The organism is Cupriavidus consociatus (assembly GCF_017814975.1).
Taxonomy (GTDB): domain Bacteria; phylum Pseudomonadota; class Gammaproteobacteria; order Burkholderiales; family Burkholderiaceae; genus Cupriavidus; species Cupriavidus consociatus.
The window spans coordinates 384,395-401,286 of the sequence record NZ_JAGIQA010000002.1 but is presented as its reverse complement, the minus strand read 5'-3'; the positions used below and the strand labels follow the sequence as shown (position 1 = coordinate 401,286).

Genomic DNA, 16,892 nt, shown 5'->3' with positions numbered 1-16,892 from the left:
TGACAGACCACCGACGGCACCTGCGTGCCAATGAAGGACCCGACATGCGCACCACTCTCCAGACCCTTGCCACCAGGACCCGGCGCCTGACCGTTGCCGCCCTGGCCTCCGGCGCGATGCTGGCCACGGGCTGCGCCAGCGCCGGCGTCACCGGCATCAACCAGGTGGGCCTGCTGCAGCCGGTGCAGGCCGACGTCATCTACGTGCATGCCTTCAATGCCGATGCCGGCCAGGTCCAGCTTGACGGTGGCCTGATGCAGAAGGTCAAGATGATGGCCACGGGAGGTTCGGCCGCCACCGCGCAGTCGCAAGCCGCGGCCGAGGCACGCGAACAGGTTGCCAACGAGATCGTGCGCGAGCTGCGCGCGCAGGGCCTCAATGCGGTGCGCTCCGATGCACCGGCGCCGGCCAACGCCAATGCGCTGATCGTCGAGGGCGACTTCCGCAAGATCGACGAAGGCACCAGCCGCCGCCGCCTGCTGGTCGGCCTGGGTGCCGGCAAGAGTGAGGTCGGTGCCAGCATCCGGATCTCGTACCAGCCTGCCAATGGCGCGCCGGTACCGCTGCAGAGCTTTGTCGCGGATGTCGACAGCGGCCATATGCCGGGCGTAGCCGAGACCGCCGGCGTTGGCGCGGTCGCCGGGCATGTGGCGGTGGCGGCCGCGGCCGGCACGGGTGTGCACGGCGTGTCGGAGGTGAAGCACGACACCGTCTATGCGGATGCCACGCGACTGGGCGATTCGATCGCCAAGCAGGTGGCCGCGGCGAGCATGGAGGAGGGCTGGATGGCGGCCAGGCCGGCTATGTGACGGCCTGGCCGCCTGGCGCAGTCGTCTGGTTGCGCCCTAGCTCTTTGATACGGCCCTATAAGCACCGTTTTTGGCTCACATGCTTTCGCTACATAGCGATGCCAGCTTCGGCCGGGAACTGCTATCAAGTCTTCTTTGCCGTTGCCGCACGCCGTCGCCGCCTGCCTGATGAAGCGCTCCACGACCATCCCGACTCCGCCGCCTGATGCCGCCCACGCGCTTGCGCCGGCCGACGCGCAGCCGGGCCACGGGTGCGCCGAGGACCGCAATTTCGTCACGGCGCTGGCGCGCGGCATGGAACTGCTGCGGGCCTTCGGGCCGCAGGACGATTACCTGGGCAATGCCGAACTGTCGCGCCGCACCGGCATCCCGCGACCGACCGTGTCGCGGCTGACCTACACGCTCGCCACGCTCGGCTACCTGACCTATATCGAGGGCACCGAGAAATACCGGCTCGGGCAGGGCGCGATGGTGCTCGGCCATCGCTACATTGCGGGCGCAGGCATTCGCGAGATCGCGCAGCCGCTGATGCAGTCGTTGTCCTTTGCCACCGATTGCACCGTGGCGCTGGCGATGCCGGACCGGCACGCCATGGTCTACCTGGAAAGTTGCCAGCCGCGCGGCGCGCTGGTGATCCGGCTGGCGCCGGGCGCGCGCCTGCCGATGGCGACCTCGGCGATCGGGCGCGCCTGGCTGGCGGGGCTCGATGCCGGGCACCGCGAAGCGGCACTGGCCGAACTGGCGCGCCACTACGGCGCACGCTGGTCCGCCGTGCGCGGCGGCATCGAACGCGCGCTGCAGGACTACGCCCGCCGCGGCTTCTGCGTCGCGCACGCGGAATGGGACCGCACCGTCAGCGGTGCCGCGGCGCCGCTGCGGCTGGCGGGCAGCAGCGAAGTGCTGGCGATGAATATCGGCGGCTCCGCGGCGCGGCTGTCGCCGGAGATCCTGGAAGGCAATCTCGGCCCGCGCATACGCGACCTGGCCGATACGTTGCAGGCACGCCTGTGGCAGCCCGGCGGCGCGCGCGCTTCAATGCGGCTGCCGGCGGATGGACCCGAGACGGGCGCATGTCCCGCCAGCCAGCGAGGCGCCAACGAATGACGCGGTAACAGACCCATATCAACCAGGATCGATGAGGAGATAGCGCATGGACGTACGTAACAAGACGGTAGTGGTGACAGGCGCGGCCACCGGCATTGGCCGCGCGCTGGCGCTGGCATTTGCTGAGGCCGGTGCACGGGGCGTGGCCGTGGCCGATCTGAACGCGGACGGCGCCGCCAGGGTCGCTGCCGAAGTCCAGGAGGCCGTGCCATCGTGCCAGGTGTTCGCGCAAGCGGTCGACGTCGCCGATGCCGCCGCGGTGCAGGCGCTGGCCGACGAGGCCACGCGCCGCTTCGGGCAGGTCGATGTGTTCTGCTCCAACGCCGGCATCATCCTGCGCAAGGGCCTCGACGCGGGTGCCGATGAATGGCAGCGCATCTGGGAAATCAATGTGATGGCGCATATCCATGCGGCGCGCGCGGTGCTGCCGCAGATGCTCGAGCGCGGCGACGGCTATTTCGTCAATACGGTATCGGCGGCGGGGCTGCTGTCGCAGATCGGCTCCGCCCCGTACGCGGTGACCAAGCACGCGGCGATCGGGTTTGCCGAATGGCTGTCGATCACCTACGGCGACCGCGGCATCAAGGTCAGCTGCATCTGCCCGCAAGGCGTGCAGACCAACATGCTGTTCGGCGAGAAAGGAGAGCGCAAGGGCTTCCTGCAGGAGGGCTCGGTCACCGCCGAGCACGTGGCCGCAGTGACGCTCGAGGGCGTGGCCGACGAGCGCTTCCTGATCCTGCCGCACCCGGAAGTGCTGGAGTACTACCGCCGCAAGGGCCAGGACTACGACCGCTGGCTGCGCGGCATGCGGCGCCTGCATGACAAGGTGATGCAGGAGTTCGGCGGCATCGCGGTGTAAGCGCTGGGCCTGCGCGGGCCGGCTTCAGGCGTCCGCTTCAGGCGTCCGGTTCAGGCGTCCGGTTCAGCCGCAGCCTGCGCATTGCCTTCGCCGCTGGGGTCGCGCAGCCGGCTCAGGCTGATGAGGGCGCCGATGGTCGCGACCGCCGCCGCCAGATACAGCGCGATCCGCGCCGCGCCATCCGGTGCCAGGCTGAACAGCAGCGCCACCAGCGCCGTGCCGGTGGTCTGGCCCAGCAGCCGCGTGGTCGCCTGCGCGCCGCTGGCGCCGCCGCTGCGGGCCGGCGGCGTGGCGCCGATCATGGCGCGGTTGTTGGGCGACTGGAAGAAGCCAAAGCCGGTGCCGCACATCGCCATGCGCCACGCTATGTCAAAGCTGCTGGCATCCGGTCCCAGCGTTGCCAGTCCCACCAGCCCGCCGGCCAGCATGGCCAGCCCGAGGCCGGCGAGGATGCTGGCCGGGTAGCGATCCGAGAGCCGCCCCGACAGCGCCGCCATCACCGCCACCATCATCGGCCACGGCGTGATCAGCAGCCCGGTTTCCTGCAGCGAGCGGCCAAGCTGGTACTCGAGGTAGAAGGGCAGCGCCACGAAGGAAAGCATCTGCGTCATGAACGAGCAGAAGGAGGTGCCCACCGCCAGCGTGAAGGCCCGGCTGCCAAACAGGTCCACCGGCACCAGCGGCGCGGCGCGGCCACGCTGGCGCCGCACCAGCAGCCATCCCAGCACGATCGCGGCGGCAAGCCCCGCGACGCCGGCCGCGCGCCAGGCGGCATGACCGAGCCCGTCCACCCCCAGGATAAACAGCCCGAATACCAGCGCCGACAGCAGCGCACTGGGATAGTCGAAGTCGCGCGGCTGCGGCGGCGTCTCCGGCAGCGAGCGCCGGCTTAGCGCCAGCGCCAGGATGGCAACCGGCACGTTCACCGCGAACAGCCATTGCCAGCTTGCTACCGCCAGAATCATCGCGCCCAGCGACGGCGCCACCGCAATGGTCACGCCTACCACCAGCGCGTTCAGCCCGATGCCGCGGCCCAGCTTCGTGGGCGGGTAGATAAAGCGCACCAGCGCGGTATTGACGCTCATGATGCCGGCGCCGCCGATGCCCTGCAGCACGCGCGCCGCCACCAGCATCGGCAGGTTCACCGACAGCGCGCACAGCAGCGAGCCCACCAGGAAGGTTGCGAGCCCGGCTCGGTACACGCGCTTGTAGCCGAGGATGTCTCCCAGCGACGACAGCGGCAGCAGGCACACGGTCACCGTGAGCTGGTACGCGTTGACGACCCAGATGGTGCTCGACGGCTCGGCCTGCAGCTGGCGCGAGATGGAAGGCAGGGCGATGTTGGCGATCGAGCCATCGAGCACGGCCATGATCAGGCCGAAGAAAACGGTGAGGATCGCCCAGGTGCGTTGCGGCTGGGGGAGGCCTTGTTCTGGCTGCATTGGGAAAGACATTGGAGACATTGCCGGGCCCTGAAGAAACGCTGAAAGACCCGGATGGCTGGCCGCTGGCGCGGCCCCGCCCATTATCGTCCGGTGCCGCGGTCCTCGCAAATCCGCCAATTGTGGTAGGCGTGGCGTGCGCAACGCTCAGGCTGCCACGGCGGCGTCCTGCATATAGCCGCGCAGCCTTTCGCGCAGCGCAGCCGCTGCCGTGGCCGGGTGTCCAGCCTCCGGCCGCGGCGCAAAGCGCTTCCGGTGCGCGGCACTCGCGCACGATCGACTTGCGCCGCACCCTCATGAAGGCACCGGCCACCGAGTGCGTCCAGCAACGCAGCGCAGCCAGCTCGCAGTGCGCGATGATGCGTTCCAGTTCGGGCAGGTCGAGCCTCAGCTGGGATCGCAGCATGGCTTCATAGCGCTCGCTGTCGGTGGCGCGCGCCTCCGTGCCGGCGTCGGCGGAGGCGACGGCCCGTGCCTGGCAACGGCCGGGCAGGCGGCGCAGGCATGCCTGCAAATCCTGCAACGACGCCGGCTTGGACACATAGCCGGCGAACCCGCGCTGGCGCCAGTCTGCCGACCACTCGCTGCGCGCGAATGCGCTGAACGCCAGCACCGGCACGCCCGCATGCCGGGCGCGTACCGCTTCGAGCAGTTCATAGCCGTTCATGCCCGGCATCTGGATGTCGGTCAGCACGGCGTCGACCGGCATGGCCTCCAGCACGGCCAGCGCCTGCCTGCCGTGGCTCACGACGATCGGCCGGCAGCCGCCTTTTGCCGCTCGCGCGCGCTCGGTCAAGCTGCCAGCGATTCGCGCGTGCGTTCGAGGGACGGCTGCATCGGCGCGGGTCTACGTTGCCAGGGATTCAGATAAGGCCATTTTCGTACGCGTAGCGGATCAGGCCGGTTTGAAGCCGTCCGACGAGACATCGCCGCGGCCCATGCAGAAATCGGTGATGGCAATGCCGGCCGGCTCGCGGTCGAGCGCGGCAAGCAGTTCCGTGCCGTTGCCGCAGCGGCTGGTGACCTGGAACTCGGGCATGCGCTGCATACAGTCTCGCAGCGCGAACATGACCAGCGGATGGTCGTCGGCCAGGGCGACACGGATGATTCGCTCGTACATCGTTTTCGGGTCCTCGGGTTCTCGGCGCTTGCCGCCGGGGCACCTGCAGGCGCCACAGTACAAGGGTACGGCCTGGACCCCACATGCATTGACGGCGAATTGCTCAAGGTCGGCGCGATTTTTCAGCGGATCGCGCGAAATGGCATTTGTGTGACATCAATGCACGGCGCAGCGTGCAAGTCCCCGGGAAGTGGATTGCCGGCGACAATCGCCGGAATGCCGGCGGCAGCCATCGAACTTTCACGTTGGCCCGCGAACGCTGTCCTAGAATGAACCTGACACGCGCCCGCGGCCATCATGCCGTGCAAGGCCCGGCTCGCGCCGGGTGGCGCTTGCGGCGCGTGCCGCGTGGGGGAATTTGCCATGCCCGTCTATCAATACCGCTGCGAGAAGTGCGGCCATGTGTTCGAGAAAACCGAACATCTCGCGGAACATGCCTCTGCCCATCCGAATTGCCCGAATTGCGGCAGCCAGTCCGTCCAGCACGCGCCGGCCCCATTCGTGGCAGTGACCCAGCGCAAGAGCTGAGCCGTAACAACAACGTCCCAGGAGATTTGCGCTCCGCCGCGAAGCTGCAGCGGGGCGCTGGCGTGCATGCCGCCGGGCAATGCCGGCGGCATGCCTGAGTGGTTTTTATGCGTGGCGCACGCAACGCCACGCGCGTTCGCGCTGCGCGCAAGCGGCGATCTCAACCTTGACGGAGGATGCCATGGCCACGAGACCGTTTTCCCAGTTTCCCGCCGACGAGCAGCAACAGGTAACGCAGGCTTGCATGCATGTCGGCATCGCACAGGAGGCGTTCCAGATCACGGACGAGGGCGACGGCGAGGCGCGCCGCGTCAGCGTAAAGCGGCTGGGCACGGACGCGGTCAGCGTCTATGAGGCCGGGCCGGGCTCGGCCTGGGTCGAAGAGTTCGAGAGCGATCTCGAATGCGGCCTGTTCGGGCGCGTGGCGGCGTAGCGCGGGAGCCCGAGGGCGCAATGCACGCGGCAGCGCGGCTCAGTGCCGGCCGCGCTCGCCCAGGCGCGACACCACCGAAGCGCCGGCGATCAGTTCCTTGAGCAGTGCCAGCGAGGCCGCGCCGCTGGTCCGGAACGGATCGAGTTCGGCGCGCGCCGAGAACTTCAGCAGCGTCGCGGTGTTGATGCGCGCCGCGTTGACCTGCCCCATGGCCCAGCCGGCGAAGTCGCGCGTGCAGGTTTCCTCGAAATGCAGCAGCGTCACGTCCTGGTGGCGCGGATCGCGGGTGATCGACTGGAACAGTTGCGAGACCTCCTGCCGGTCGCCTTCGAGCACCTGCAGGAAGATGCCGTTGCCGTGGCACAGCACGCCGGTGATGCCGTGGTGCGGGTTGCGCTCCAGGCTGGTGGCCAGGATCGCGTCGAGCAGGGCCGGGTCGATGGCTTGGCGGGCACGGCTGGCATAGATCAGGCGGACTAGCATGGTGGCGGTTCCGTGATGGAAAAGGGTCGGATGCTGATGCGGCGGCAGGGCACCTAGCCGCGGTTGTTGTTCAGCAGCGTGAGGAATTCGCGCCGCAGGCTGTCATCCTTCAGGAAAGAGCCGCGCATCACGCTGTTGGTCATCTTGGCGTCGGTGTCGCGCACGCCGCGCCAGTGCATGCAGAAATGCTCGGCCTCCATCACGATGGCGAGGCCGTCGGGGTTCATCTTTTCCTGCAGCAGGTCGGCGACCTGCGCCACGGCTTCTTCCTGGATCTGCGGCCGGCACATGATCCACTCCGCCAGACGCGCGTACTTGGACAGCCCGATCAGGTTGGAATGCTGGTTGGGCATGACCCCAATCCACAACTTGCCGATGATCGGGCAAAGGTGGTGCGAGCAGGCACTGCGCACGCGCAGCGGGCCCACGATCATCAGCTCATTGAGCTGGCCGACGTTGGGAAACTCGGTCACCGCGGGCGGCTTCGCGTAGCGGCCGGCGAAGATTTCCTTCAGGTACATCTTGGCCACGCGCCGCGCGGTTTCCTGCGTGTTGTGGTCGTTCTCGACGTCGATCACCAGCGCGCGCAGCACGCCTTCGATGCGAGACTGGACCTCGGCCTGCAGCTGCTCCAGCTCGCCCGGCTCGATATAGCGGGCGATATTGTCGTTGGCGTGGAAGCGTTCCTGCGCCGCCTGCAGGCGCGCGCGGATCCGCTCGGAGACGGAGGAGTCCGGGTCGCCGGCCGCCGCGTCGGCCGGGTGGAGGTCATGCGCGCGGCGTGCCGCGTCCTTGCTGTTCATGGGTAGCGTGGTGGGTTGCGGAGTGGTCCCGGAGCGTGCCGGCGGGTGTGCCGGATTCACTATATGGCAGATGCGATGGCCCGACAACCTGTCCGCCGGACGTCGTGACGAGCCTTGTCCATTGCCGCACGCGCCGCATACCGCACACCGCGGCTTGCGTCCGTGAATAGTTCGTGACAACGCTCAACCTCGACTCGCGCGACGCCGACAAACGCACATAATGTCCGCAAACATCAGCCGCCCGCCACCTAATGGCGGGCGTACCGCAAGTTGCGGCCTTACTTCTTGTCGGGAACAACGTGACCTTGCCGATCGCCTTTCCGTGCAGCAGCCTCATGCTGCTCCATGTCGTGACGGTACCGCTGCCGGCAACGCCGGTGGAAACGGGCGTGGCGGAGCATCACGCCAGCGCCGCCCGTGCGGGCAAGCCCGGCCTGCGGCGGCAGCTTGCCGTGAGCGCGCGCGCGCCGGCAAGCGGGCGTGCCGGCACTGGCACTGGCTGAGGCGCGCGGCAGGCGTGCCGCTCTTCATCCAGGCAGCGCGGCAGCGCGCACCTTGCGCGAGCGCCCCCAATACCTACCAGAGCAGCAGCGCCAGCGCCGGCAGCATCGCGGCCGGCATGACGATCGCCCCCAGGCGCAGGAACTGGCCGGCGCTGACCATATGCCCCTCGCGGCGCAGCGCAGTGAGCCACAGCAGCGTGGCCAGCGATCCGGTCACCGACAGGTTCGGGCCCAGGTCGATGCCGATCAGCACAGCGCCGGTGACCGCGTGCGATGCCTCGCCCGCGGACAGCGCCGACGCCGCGATCAGCCCGGCCGGCAGGTTGTTGGCGATATTGCCCGCCAGCGTCACCAGTCCGCCGGCCGCCAGCAGCACCAGCGCACCGCCATCGCGCGAGGCTGCCGCGACCGCGTCGGCGAGATGACCGATCACCGCGGTCTGCTCCAGCGCGGCCACCAGCACGAACAGGCCGGCCACCATCGGCAGCACGCTCCAGGAAACTTCGCGCAGCGCCGGCAGCAGCAGGCCGCGTTGGGTAGCGCAGACCAGCAGCAGCGTGGCCACGCCCATGGCGCAGGTGGGCCAGCCCAGCTCGCTGCCGCGCAGCGACGCTAGCAGCAGCGTGATGCCGGTCAGCACGATGCCCAGCGCAGTCAGCCAGGCCTGCAGCGACAGCGGCGGCACCGGGACATCGCTGCCGATCGGCTCGGCCAGCGCATGGCGCTGGGTCCACCACAGCGCGGCCAGCGTTGCCAGCACCGCGGCCAGCGAAGGCAGCGCGAAGCTGGCCAGCCATCCCGTCAATGGCGGCATGCGCTCGCCGAAGATCACCAGGTTGGCCGGATTCGAGATCGGCAGCACGAAGCTGGCCGCGTTGGCGATGAACGCGCAGGCGTACAGGTAGGGCAGCGGATGGCGCACGCGCGCCGCACGCGTGGCGGCAAGCACCGCGGGCGTCAGCACCACCGCGGTGGCGTCGTTCGACATGAACGCCGTGACCAGCGTGCCGAAGCCATACACCAGCAGGAACAGCCGCAGCGCCGAGCCGCGCGCCTGGCGCACCGCCAGCGCGGCGACGTGGTCGAACAGGCCGGTCTTGCGGGCCAGTTCGGAGATCAGCATCATGCCGGCCAGGAACAGGTAGACGTCGTAACCGCGCATGACCGCGGCGAATGCGTCGGGCAGGGCCAGCAGTCCGGTGGCGCACAGCAGCAGCGCGCCGGCGGCGGCCCAGAAGGCCTCTGGCAGGCGGAAGGGGCGGAACAGGACGCCGGCGGTGGTCAGCGCGGCGACCGACCAGATCAGCAGCGGGCTATGGCTGGACATCAGGATGGGCTCGAAGGCGGGTGAATGCGGGTTGAGGCGGCAGGAATGCGCGGAGTTTACAGGCCGTCCCGGCTGACGGGCACGGCGGGTGCGGCTACCGCGGCAGGCGCCGGCATGCCGGGGGCAGTGCCGGAAAGCGGCGTGCCCGGGGCTGGCGGCGCCGAGGATGTGGCGGGACTGGCTGGGTTGGCGGCGCTGCTTGCCACCGGGGCCACGACCGGATCTGCCGCCGGCGTCACCAGCGGATCTGCCGGCGGCAGCGGGAAGCCGAGCGAGGCGATGCCACGGCTGCCGTCCGCGTACTCCGCATACACCCAGTCGTTGTTCGTGCGCACCAGGCCGGCCGGGGTGTCGGTCTGCGCCTCGGGAACACCGGCCAGCCGTCCTTCCATGTATGCTGCCCACACCGGCAGCGCCGTGGTGGCGCCGAACTCATGCTCGCCCAGGCTGCGGTTGTCGTCGTAGCCCATCCACGCCACCGTGACCACGCCGCCGGCGTAGCCGGCGAACCAGCCGTCCATGGCCTCGTTGGTGGTGCCGGTCTTGCCCGCCACGTCGTCGCGGCGCAGGTAGCGGCGCACCCCCGCGCCGGTGCCATCGTCGACCACGCTGCGCAGCAGGCTGTCCATCACGAAGGCATTGCGCGCGCTGATCACGCGCGTCGGCGCTGCGGCGCCGTCGGTGCCGGCGTGGACAGCTTCGAACAGCACGTTGCCCTCGCTGTCGGTAATGCGCTCGATCAGGTAAGGCTCCACGCGCTGGCCGCCATTGGCGAACACGCCGTAGGCGGCGGCCAGCCGCAGCGGCGAAGTGGTGCCGGTGCCCAGCGCCAGCGGCAGGTAGCGCGGCAGCCGCCTGGGTGAGAAGCCGAAGCGGCTGGCGAACTCCACCGCATAGGGGATGCCAATCGCCTGCAGCGTGCGGATGGCCGGCAGGTTGCGCGATTCGGCCAGCGCCTGGCGCACGGTGACCGGGCCGATAAAGCGGCCGTCGTCGTTGGACGGCTGCCAGCGCGACGAATTGGCCAGCGGCGCGTCGTTGATGACCGTGCCGGGCGACACGCCGCGCTCCAGCGCGGCGGCATAGACGAAGGGCTTGAAGGTCGAGCCCGGCTGGCGCAGCGCCTGCGTGGCGTGGTTGAAGCGGCTGGCGGCAAAGTCCGCGCCGCCCACCATTGCCTCGATCGCGCCGGTATTGGCGTCGAGCGACACCAGCGCCGCCTGCGGCCCTTGCGGCCCCTTCTCCAGCGCCGGCACCGCCTTGCGGTGCCGGCGCGCATAGCGCTGCAGTCCGCCACTGACGGCATCGTAGGCCAGCGTCTGCCGCACCGACGACACCGTGGTGTAGACGTTCAGCCCGCGCGTGTAGGCCTCGTCGCCAAAGCGCTCGCGCGCCAGCTGGCGCGCCAGTTCGGCCACGTACTCGGCATGGCCGGCGAAGCTGCCGGGCGTTTCACCGGAGATGGCCAGGCGCTCGGCACGGGCCGCGCGGTAATCGTCCTGGCTGATCATGCCGAGCGCCAGCATGCGGCCCAGCACGTATTCCTGGCGGCGCTTGGCGCGCGGCAGGTTGACCACCGGGTTCATGGTCGACGGCGCCTTGGGCAGCCCGGCCAGCATCGCGCTCTCGGCCAGCGACAACGCCGCCAGCGGCTTGCCGAAATACGCATGCGCCGCGCTGCCGAAGCCATAGGCATGCTCGCCCAGGTAGACCTGGTTCATGTATAGCTCGAGGATGCGGTCCTTGGGCAGCGACTGGTCGATGCGCCAGGCCAGCAGCATTTCATACCATTTGCGCGCCAGCGTCTTCTCGCGCGACAGGTAGAAATTGCGCGCGACCTGCATGGTGATGGTCGACGCGCCCTGCGCGTAACCCTGGCCGAGGTTGGCCAGCGCGGCGCGGAACAGCCCGGGGATGTCGACACCCTCGTGCTCGTAGAACTGGTCGTCCTCGGCCGCCAGCAGGGCCTGGACCATGCGCGGGGGGATCTGCTCGAAGGGAATGAATTCGCGATGCTCGCTGCCAAATTCGCCGATCTGCACGTGGTCGCTGGTGTAGATCCGCAGCGGGACGTCGGGGCGATAGTCGCGCAGGGCGTCGACCGGTGGAAGCTGCCGCAGGCTCAGCACCGCGGCGAAGCCGGCGAGCAGGCTGGCGGCCGCAGCCAGCGCGAGTACGGCGCCGCCTGCCTTGACTGCGATTTTTTTCATGCGCGCATTCTACCTGCTCCGGCTGGCCGACCCGGCGCAGCGGTCATCGGGTGGCCGCCAGCGGCAGCGGGCTGCCGCCGCCGTCCCGCTCGGCGGGCGGAGCCACGGCGTCCGGCACGGCATGGAGCGCCGGCGCGGGAGCGGCGGCGCTGTCCGCATCCGGCTGCGCCGGCGTGGCCGAGGCCATGCGCAGTCTGGCCTCGCTGTGCTGGCGCGCGAACTCGCACAGCGACAGCCAGGTCTGCTGCTGCTCGATGATGGTGAAGTGGTCCGTGCCGGACATGGTCTGCAGCGCGACCGGGCCGGGCCACGCCGCCATCAGCCGCTCCGAGCAGGCATGCGGCACGACCTCGTCCGTTTCCGCCAGCAGCACCTTGGTGCTCTGCACGACCTTCTTGCAGTGCGAGATCGAATCGAAATGGTGGCGCATCAGCTGCCGCAGCGGCACCAGCGGGAAGCGCTTGCGCACCAGTTCCAGCAGCGAGTCGTAGGGCGTGATCAGCTGCAGGCTCTCGAATTCCTGGAGGTCGGCCAGCTGGATCGCCACCCCGGTGCCGAGGCTGCGCCCGACCACGTGCACGCGGGTGTCGGGAAACACACGCCGGACATACAGCAGGAACTGGCTGGCATCGGCGACGGCCCCCGCTTCGGACGGCCGGCCATCGGAATGGCCCAGCCCGCGGTAGTCATAGGTGGCGAAGGCCATGCCGGCCGGGAGCCAGCGTGCGTATTGCAGCGTTTCCAGCACATCCTCGCCGCGGCCGGGCAGGTAGAAGAGCAGGTCGCCCACGCTGTCGCCAGGCGCATGGTAGATGTAGCCACGCACCACGCCGCCAGGAATCCTGTGCGAATAGCCGACGATGCCCTCCGGCAGGTCGCGCGGCGGACGCCGGCGCGCGTCGAACAGCAGGCGGTCCTGGTTCAGCGTCAGGTAGGTCCAGTAGCAGGCGAAGCCGCTGGCAGTCATCAGCGCGGCGGCCAGCGCGTGGCGGGTCTTGAATCGCATGGCAAGTCTTCAGGTGCGCGGCGGGCGTGGCGCCGGGGGGCGCCGGCCATGCCGCCCAAGCTGCGCAGCCTACCTCATTTTTGCCGGGCTCGACCGCGTAGCGCAAGCCAGGCCGCGCAGTTCTTGTACGATATGCCTCATACACGCGCGCCACCCCCACCGGCATCCTCGCCGACGGCGCGCCCAGGGAGAAGCCAAGCATGAGCGAGCAGAAAGACGAGCAGTTCCGCGCCGAAGAGGCGCAGGCCATGGAGCGGGTGGTCGCGGCCACGCGCCAGGTACAGGTGGCATTCACCGCGCTGCAGGCACACTATCCGCCGCAAGGCAGCGGCAAGCCATCCAAGCTCGCGCTGCAGACCTTCGATGCGGCGCTGCAGGCGCTGGAGGACGCCCAGGCGACGTTCGACGAGATCCTGAACGACCTGCTCGACGAAAAACGCTGACCCCGGCGCCGGGGCGCGCCGCGGATCCGTACACGGCCAGTGCGCTGTGATAAGGTTGACGGACAACAGCCGCCCGGCCTGCCGGAGCGCCCGCCTGCGCGGTCTGCAGCAAGGGACGCAACAAGGGACGCAGCAAGGGACGGCCAGGCAGCGGCCGCCACGCGAGCCGCCAGCCATTTCCGGAGACCTCGCGGAGACCCGCCGTCATGCACCGTGCCGCCCATCCCGCCGCAGATCCAGCGCTTTTCGGCGCCCAGCGCCATGCCGCCGAAGCAGGCGCAGGGCCAGATGACATCGACCGCGCGGCGCTGATCGCGCGCGCGCATGCGCGCTCGGCCGGCTTCGGGCTCGATGCCGGCCACGCGCCAGGCTACGAGGCCCTTGCCGCACGCGCACTGGGCGAGCTGGTCGACGCCAGCCGCGACCTGTACCGCCACGCGCTGCCGGTGATGGAAACCCTGCACGCGCAGATCGCCAATACCGACAGCATGGTGCTGCTGACGGACAGCAGCGGCGTGATCCTGCACAGCCTGGGCGATGGCGATTTCGTCGCGCGCGCGAGACGCGTGGCGCTGGCGCCGGGCGTGTCATGGTCCGAGCCCAGCAAGGGTACCAACGCCATTGGCACCGCGCTGGCCGAGGCGCGCCCCACCATCGTCCACGCCAGCGAGCACTTTTTGCAGGCCAACCACCAGCTCACCTGCTCGTGCGCGCCGATCGCCGGCCCCACCGGCGAGATCCTGGGCGCGCTCGACGTCAGCGGCGACCACCGCGGCTTCCATCGGCACACCATGGCGCTGGTGCGGATGTCGGCGCAGATGATCGAGAACCACCTGTTCGCCAATCATTTCCCCGAGGCCGTGCTGGTGCGCTTCCATGCGCGGCCGGAATTCGTTGGCACGCTGTTCGAGGGCATGGCGGCGTTTGCGCCCGACGGTGCCTTCCTTGCCGCCAACCGCAGCGGGCTGTTCCAGCTCGGCCTGGCGCCCCAGGCGCTGGCACTGTCCGGCTTTGCCGAGCTGTTCGGCCAGCCGGTGCGCATGGCCATGCAGGCGCGCCCGGCCGGGACGCTGCACGTGCTGACGCTGCCCAGCCGGGTACAGGTGTTCGCCCGCATCGAATGCCGCGCCGCGCCAGTCAGTGTGCGCCAGCCGCTGGTGGACGAGCCGCTGCCGCCCGCGCTGGCCGCCCTCGACACCGGCGACGCTACCGTGGCCGCCGTGTTGCGCCGCGTGCGCAAGGTCTGCGGCCGCGATATCCCGATCCTGGTCCAGGGGCGCACCGGCGCCGGCAAGGAGTGGCTGGCGCGCGCCATCCACGCCGCCTCGCCGCGCGCCAATGGCCCCTTTGTCGCAGTCAATTGCGCAGCCATCCCGGAAACGCTGATCGAAGCCGAGCTGTTCGGCTATGAAGAAGGCGCCTTCACCGGCGCGCGCCGCCGCGGCAGCGCCGGCAAGCTGGCGCAGGCGCATGGCGGCACGCTGTTCCTCGATGAAATCGGCGACATGCCGCTGGCGCAGCAGGTGCGGCTGATGCGCGTGCTGCAGGAGCGCGCGGTGACGCCGCTGGGCGCGGCGCACGCGGTGGCAGTCGATGTGCGCGTGGTCTGCGCCACCCACCGCGACTTGCGCGCCATGATCGCCGAGGGCACCTTCCGCGAAGACCTGTACTACCGCATCAATGCGCTGGCGGTGACGCTGCCGGCGCTGTGCGAGCGCAGCGACCTGCCGGTGCTGGTGGAGCGGATCCTGCAGCGGCAGCGGGAAGAGGCGGGGCCCGAATCTCCGGTCCAGGTCAGCGCGCAGGTGCTGGCGTCGCTGCGCAGCCATCCGTGGCCCGGAAATATCCGGCAGCTCGCCAATGTGTTGCGCACGGCGGCGATACTGGCCGAGGGCGAGGCGGAGATCGGCTGCGAGCACTTGCCGGAAGGGTTTGAGCAGGAGTGCGGCGGACCGGTGGAACAGGCACCTTGCGCTACGGCGGCGCCTGCCCCGGGTGCCAGCCGCATGCGCGACTGGGAGGCCGGCGTCATCCGGCAGGCGCTGGCACGGCATGGCGGCAATGTGAGTCATGCCGCGCGCGAGCTGGGGGTGTCGCGCAATACGATCTATCGCAGGCTGAAGGAAGGGTTGGACGACAATCCGGCAGCGGAGGACTGACGCTCAGGCGAGGCGCTTCGCTTCCCGCTGGTTTGCTCCCCTCTCCCGCCCGCGGGAGAGGGGCAGGGGGTGAGGGCAGGCGCCTGCGTAGCGTGATGGCTTTCACTTCGTGGCGGCTTCAGCCCTCAACCCAACCCTCTCCCGCAAGCGGGAGAGGGAGCACACAGTCTGCGAGTATTTCACAGCCCTGGCTGCGCAGCCAGCCACGCCGCCTCTTCATCGCTGAACAGCTCCGACCGAGTCAGGAACCTCTGACCCGTCCGGCCCTCCAGCGAGAACATCCCGCCCGCGCCCGGCACCACGTCGATCACCAGCCGCGTGTGCTGCCAGTATTCGAACTGCGCGCGTGTCATGTAGAACGGCGCGCCACCGATCTCGCCCAGCCGGACATCGGCCGGGCCGACCAGCAGCTCGCCGTCGGGGTAGCACATCGGCGCGCTGCCGTCGCAGCAGCCGCCGGACTGGTGGAACATCAGCGGGCCATGCCGCGCGGTCAGCTGCGCGATCAGCGCCAGCGCGGCAGGCGTTGCCACCACGCGGGCGACGGACGGGGCTGCAGATGCGTAAGCCGGCATGACCCGTCTCCTCGTCAGGCGTTGAGGTCCAGCACGACCCGGCCTTCGATCTTGCCGTCGCGCAGGCGACCAAACACGTTGTTGATGTCGTCGAGCTTCGCCGTGGATACCGTCGCCTTCACGTCGCCATGCGCGGCAAAGTCCAGCGATTCCTGCAGGTCGCTGCGCGTGCCGACGATGGAGCCGCGGATGGTGATGCCCTTGAGCACCACGTCGAAGATCGGCGTGCCGAACTCGCCCGGCGGCAGCCCGTTGAGTGCGATGGTGCCGCCGCGGCGCACCATGCCGATTGCCTGCGAGAAGGCGATGGGCGACACCGCGGTGACCAGCACGCCGTGCGCGCCGCCGATTTCCTTCTGCAGCCACGCGGCGGGATCGGTGGTGCGCGCGTTGACGGTGGCCTCGGCGCCGAGCTTGCGCGCCAGGGCCAGCTTGTCGTCATCGATATCGACCGCGGCCACGCGCAGGCCCATGGCACGCGCATACTGCACGGCCACGTGGCCGAGGCCGCCGATGCCGGAAATCACGACCCACTGGCCGGGCCGCGTATCGGTCACCTTCAGTCCCTTGTAGACCGTCACGCCCGCGCACAGGATCGGCGCGATCTCGACAAAGCCGACCTTGTCGGGCAGCAGGCCCACGTAGTTGGGATCGGCGACGACATATTCGCCATAGCCGCCGTTGACGGAATAGCCGGTGTTCTGCTGCTTCTCGCACAGCGTTTCCCAGCCTTGCAGACAGTGCTCGCAATAGCCGCAGGCGCTGTACAGCCAGGGCACGCCGACGCGGTCGCCTTCCTTCACGCGGGTCACGCCGCTGCCCACGGCAGAGACGTAGCCCACGCCTTCATGGCCGGGGATAAAGGGGAGGGTGGGTTTGACCGGCCAGTCGCCGTCGGCGGCGTGCAGGTCGGTGTGGCAGACGCCCGAGGCCTCGATCTTTACCTGGATCTGGCCGGGGGCGGGTTGGGGAACAGGAACTTCGTCGATCGTGAGCGGCGCGCCGAATTCGCGCACCACGGCAGCTTTCATGGTTGCAGGCATCTCGACTCCTTGGATGACTCCTTGTCCGGGATGGCCCCGCGCCCG

General features: G+C 69.4%; 17 protein-coding genes and 1 pseudogene. 8 read left to right on the top strand and 10 right to left on the bottom strand.

The genetic code is table 11. The annotated features are described in order from the left end of the window. Positions 1 to 44 precede the first annotated feature (44 nt). The 3 genes from J8I82_RS04965 to J8I82_RS04955 all read left to right on the top strand — a co-directional run bounded on the left by J8I82_RS04965 (position 45) and on the right by J8I82_RS04955 (position 2,772). Positions 45 to 809, top strand: coding sequence for a DUF4410 domain-containing protein (locus J8I82_RS04965; protein WP_209754923.1), 765 nt, complete (start codon positions 45 to 47; stop codon positions 807 to 809). Positions 810 to 977: 168 nt separating this feature from the next. Then, positions 978 to 1,913 (top strand): IclR family transcriptional regulator, encoded by a 936-nt coding sequence (locus J8I82_RS04960; RefSeq protein WP_245179407.1) that lies wholly within the window; start codon positions 978 to 980, stop codon positions 1,911 to 1,913. A gap of 46 nt (positions 1,914 to 1,959) precedes the next feature. Continuing rightward, positions 1,960 to 2,772 carry an SDR family oxidoreductase gene (locus J8I82_RS04955; protein WP_209754921.1) on the top strand — a complete coding sequence of 271 codons (813 nt, stop codon included), beginning with the start codon at positions 1,960 to 1,962 and terminating at the stop codon, positions 2,770 to 2,772. A 50-nt stretch (positions 2,773 to 2,822) separates the two neighbouring features. Here J8I82_RS04955 and J8I82_RS04950 read toward each other — a convergent pair whose 3' ends face one another. From J8I82_RS04950 to J8I82_RS04940, 3 genes and pseudogenes are all read right to left on the bottom strand, one after another. Further along, on the bottom strand, positions 2,823 to 4,214 hold the full coding sequence (locus J8I82_RS04950) for an MFS transporter (RefSeq protein WP_209755039.1): 1,392 nt from the start codon (positions 4,212 to 4,214) through the stop codon (positions 2,823 to 2,825). A 559-nt stretch (positions 4,215 to 4,773) separates the two neighbouring features. Next, positions 4,774 to 4,923 (bottom strand): annotated as a pseudogene (locus J8I82_RS38240) (response regulator); the annotation flags it as partial. Positions 4,924 to 5,109: 186 nt separating this feature from the next. Next, positions 5,110 to 5,334: a response regulator transcription factor gene (locus J8I82_RS04940; protein ID WP_209754919.1), complete on the bottom strand. Its 225-nt coding sequence runs from the start codon at positions 5,332 to 5,334 to the stop codon at positions 5,110 to 5,112. A 297-nt stretch (positions 5,335 to 5,631) separates the two neighbouring features. Between J8I82_RS04940 and J8I82_RS04935 the strand changes: the two genes are divergently transcribed. Together J8I82_RS04935 and J8I82_RS04930 are read left to right on the top strand one after the other, a co-directional pair. After that, positions 5,632 to 5,862: an FmdB family zinc ribbon protein gene (locus tag J8I82_RS04935; protein WP_431831522.1), complete on the top strand. Its 231-nt coding sequence runs from the start codon at positions 5,632 to 5,634 to the stop codon at positions 5,860 to 5,862. 181 nt (positions 5,863 to 6,043) lie between these two features. Continuing rightward, positions 6,044 to 6,295, top strand: a complete 252-nt coding sequence (locus J8I82_RS04930) for a hypothetical protein (RefSeq protein WP_209754917.1) — start codon at positions 6,044 to 6,046, stop codon at positions 6,293 to 6,295. 39 nt (positions 6,296 to 6,334) lie between these two features. Here J8I82_RS04930 and J8I82_RS04925 read toward each other — a convergent pair whose 3' ends face one another. Both J8I82_RS04925 and folE read right to left on the bottom strand, forming a co-directional pair. Then, positions 6,335 to 6,778, bottom strand: a complete 444-nt coding sequence (locus J8I82_RS04925; RefSeq protein ID WP_209754916.1) for a BLUF domain-containing protein — start codon at positions 6,776 to 6,778, stop codon at positions 6,335 to 6,337. A gap of 53 nt (positions 6,779 to 6,831) precedes the next feature. Continuing rightward, entirely contained in the window at positions 6,832 to 7,581 is a 750-nt protein-coding gene (gene folE, locus J8I82_RS04920; RefSeq protein WP_209754914.1) for a GTP cyclohydrolase I, read from the bottom strand. A 335-nt stretch (positions 7,582 to 7,916) separates the two neighbouring features. Here folE and J8I82_RS04915 point away from each other — a divergent pair, with 335 nt between their 5' ends. After that, complete coding sequence (locus tag J8I82_RS04915; RefSeq protein WP_245179405.1) at positions 7,917 to 8,084, top strand: arsenite efflux pump ArsB; 168 nt, start codon at positions 7,917 to 7,919, stop codon at positions 8,082 to 8,084. A gap of 73 nt (positions 8,085 to 8,157) precedes the next feature. Here the strand turns inward: J8I82_RS04915 and J8I82_RS04910 are convergent, their stop codons facing one another. Genes J8I82_RS04910 through J8I82_RS04900 form a run of 3 tightly spaced genes read right to left on the bottom strand, consistent with a single transcriptional unit; the run spans position 8,158 to position 12,627 of the window. Next, positions 8,158 to 9,411 (bottom strand): arsenic transporter, encoded by a 1,254-nt coding sequence (locus J8I82_RS04910; protein WP_209754912.1) that lies wholly within the window; start codon positions 9,409 to 9,411, stop codon positions 8,158 to 8,160. Between the two features lie 56 nt (positions 9,412 to 9,467). Continuing rightward, the gene (locus tag J8I82_RS04905; protein WP_209754910.1) at positions 9,468 to 11,621 is read right to left on the bottom strand and encodes a PBP1A family penicillin-binding protein; all 2,154 of its coding nucleotides are present in this window, start codon (positions 11,619 to 11,621) and stop codon (positions 9,468 to 9,470) included. Positions 11,622 to 11,664: 43 nt separating this feature from the next. Next, complete coding sequence (locus J8I82_RS04900; protein ID WP_209754908.1) at positions 11,665 to 12,627, bottom strand: alpha/beta hydrolase; 963 nt, start codon at positions 12,625 to 12,627, stop codon at positions 11,665 to 11,667. Positions 12,628 to 12,827: 200 nt separating this feature from the next. On the opposite strand from J8I82_RS04900, the gene J8I82_RS04895 reads away from it, so the two are divergent. Beyond that, positions 12,828 to 13,070 carry a hypothetical protein gene (locus tag J8I82_RS04895; RefSeq protein ID WP_029044836.1) on the top strand — a complete coding sequence of 81 codons (243 nt, stop codon included), beginning with the start codon at positions 12,828 to 12,830 and terminating at the stop codon, positions 13,068 to 13,070. Positions 13,071 to 13,276: 206 nt separating this feature from the next. After that, positions 13,277 to 15,229: a sigma-54-dependent Fis family transcriptional regulator gene (locus tag J8I82_RS04890; protein ID WP_209754907.1), complete on the top strand. Its 1,953-nt coding sequence runs from the start codon at positions 13,277 to 13,279 to the stop codon at positions 15,227 to 15,229. A 179-nt stretch (positions 15,230 to 15,408) separates the two neighbouring features. Here the strand turns inward: J8I82_RS04890 and J8I82_RS04885 are convergent, their stop codons facing one another. After that, on the bottom strand, positions 15,409 to 15,804 hold the full coding sequence (locus J8I82_RS04885; protein ID WP_209754905.1) for a DUF779 domain-containing protein: 396 nt from the start codon (positions 15,802 to 15,804) through the stop codon (positions 15,409 to 15,411). A gap of 14 nt (positions 15,805 to 15,818) precedes the next feature. After that, positions 15,819 to 16,847 carry an alcohol dehydrogenase AdhP gene (gene adhP / locus J8I82_RS04880; protein ID WP_209754904.1) on the bottom strand — a complete coding sequence of 343 codons (1,029 nt, stop codon included), beginning with the start codon at positions 16,845 to 16,847 and terminating at the stop codon, positions 15,819 to 15,821. Positions 16,848 to 16,892: the final 45 nt, after the last annotated feature.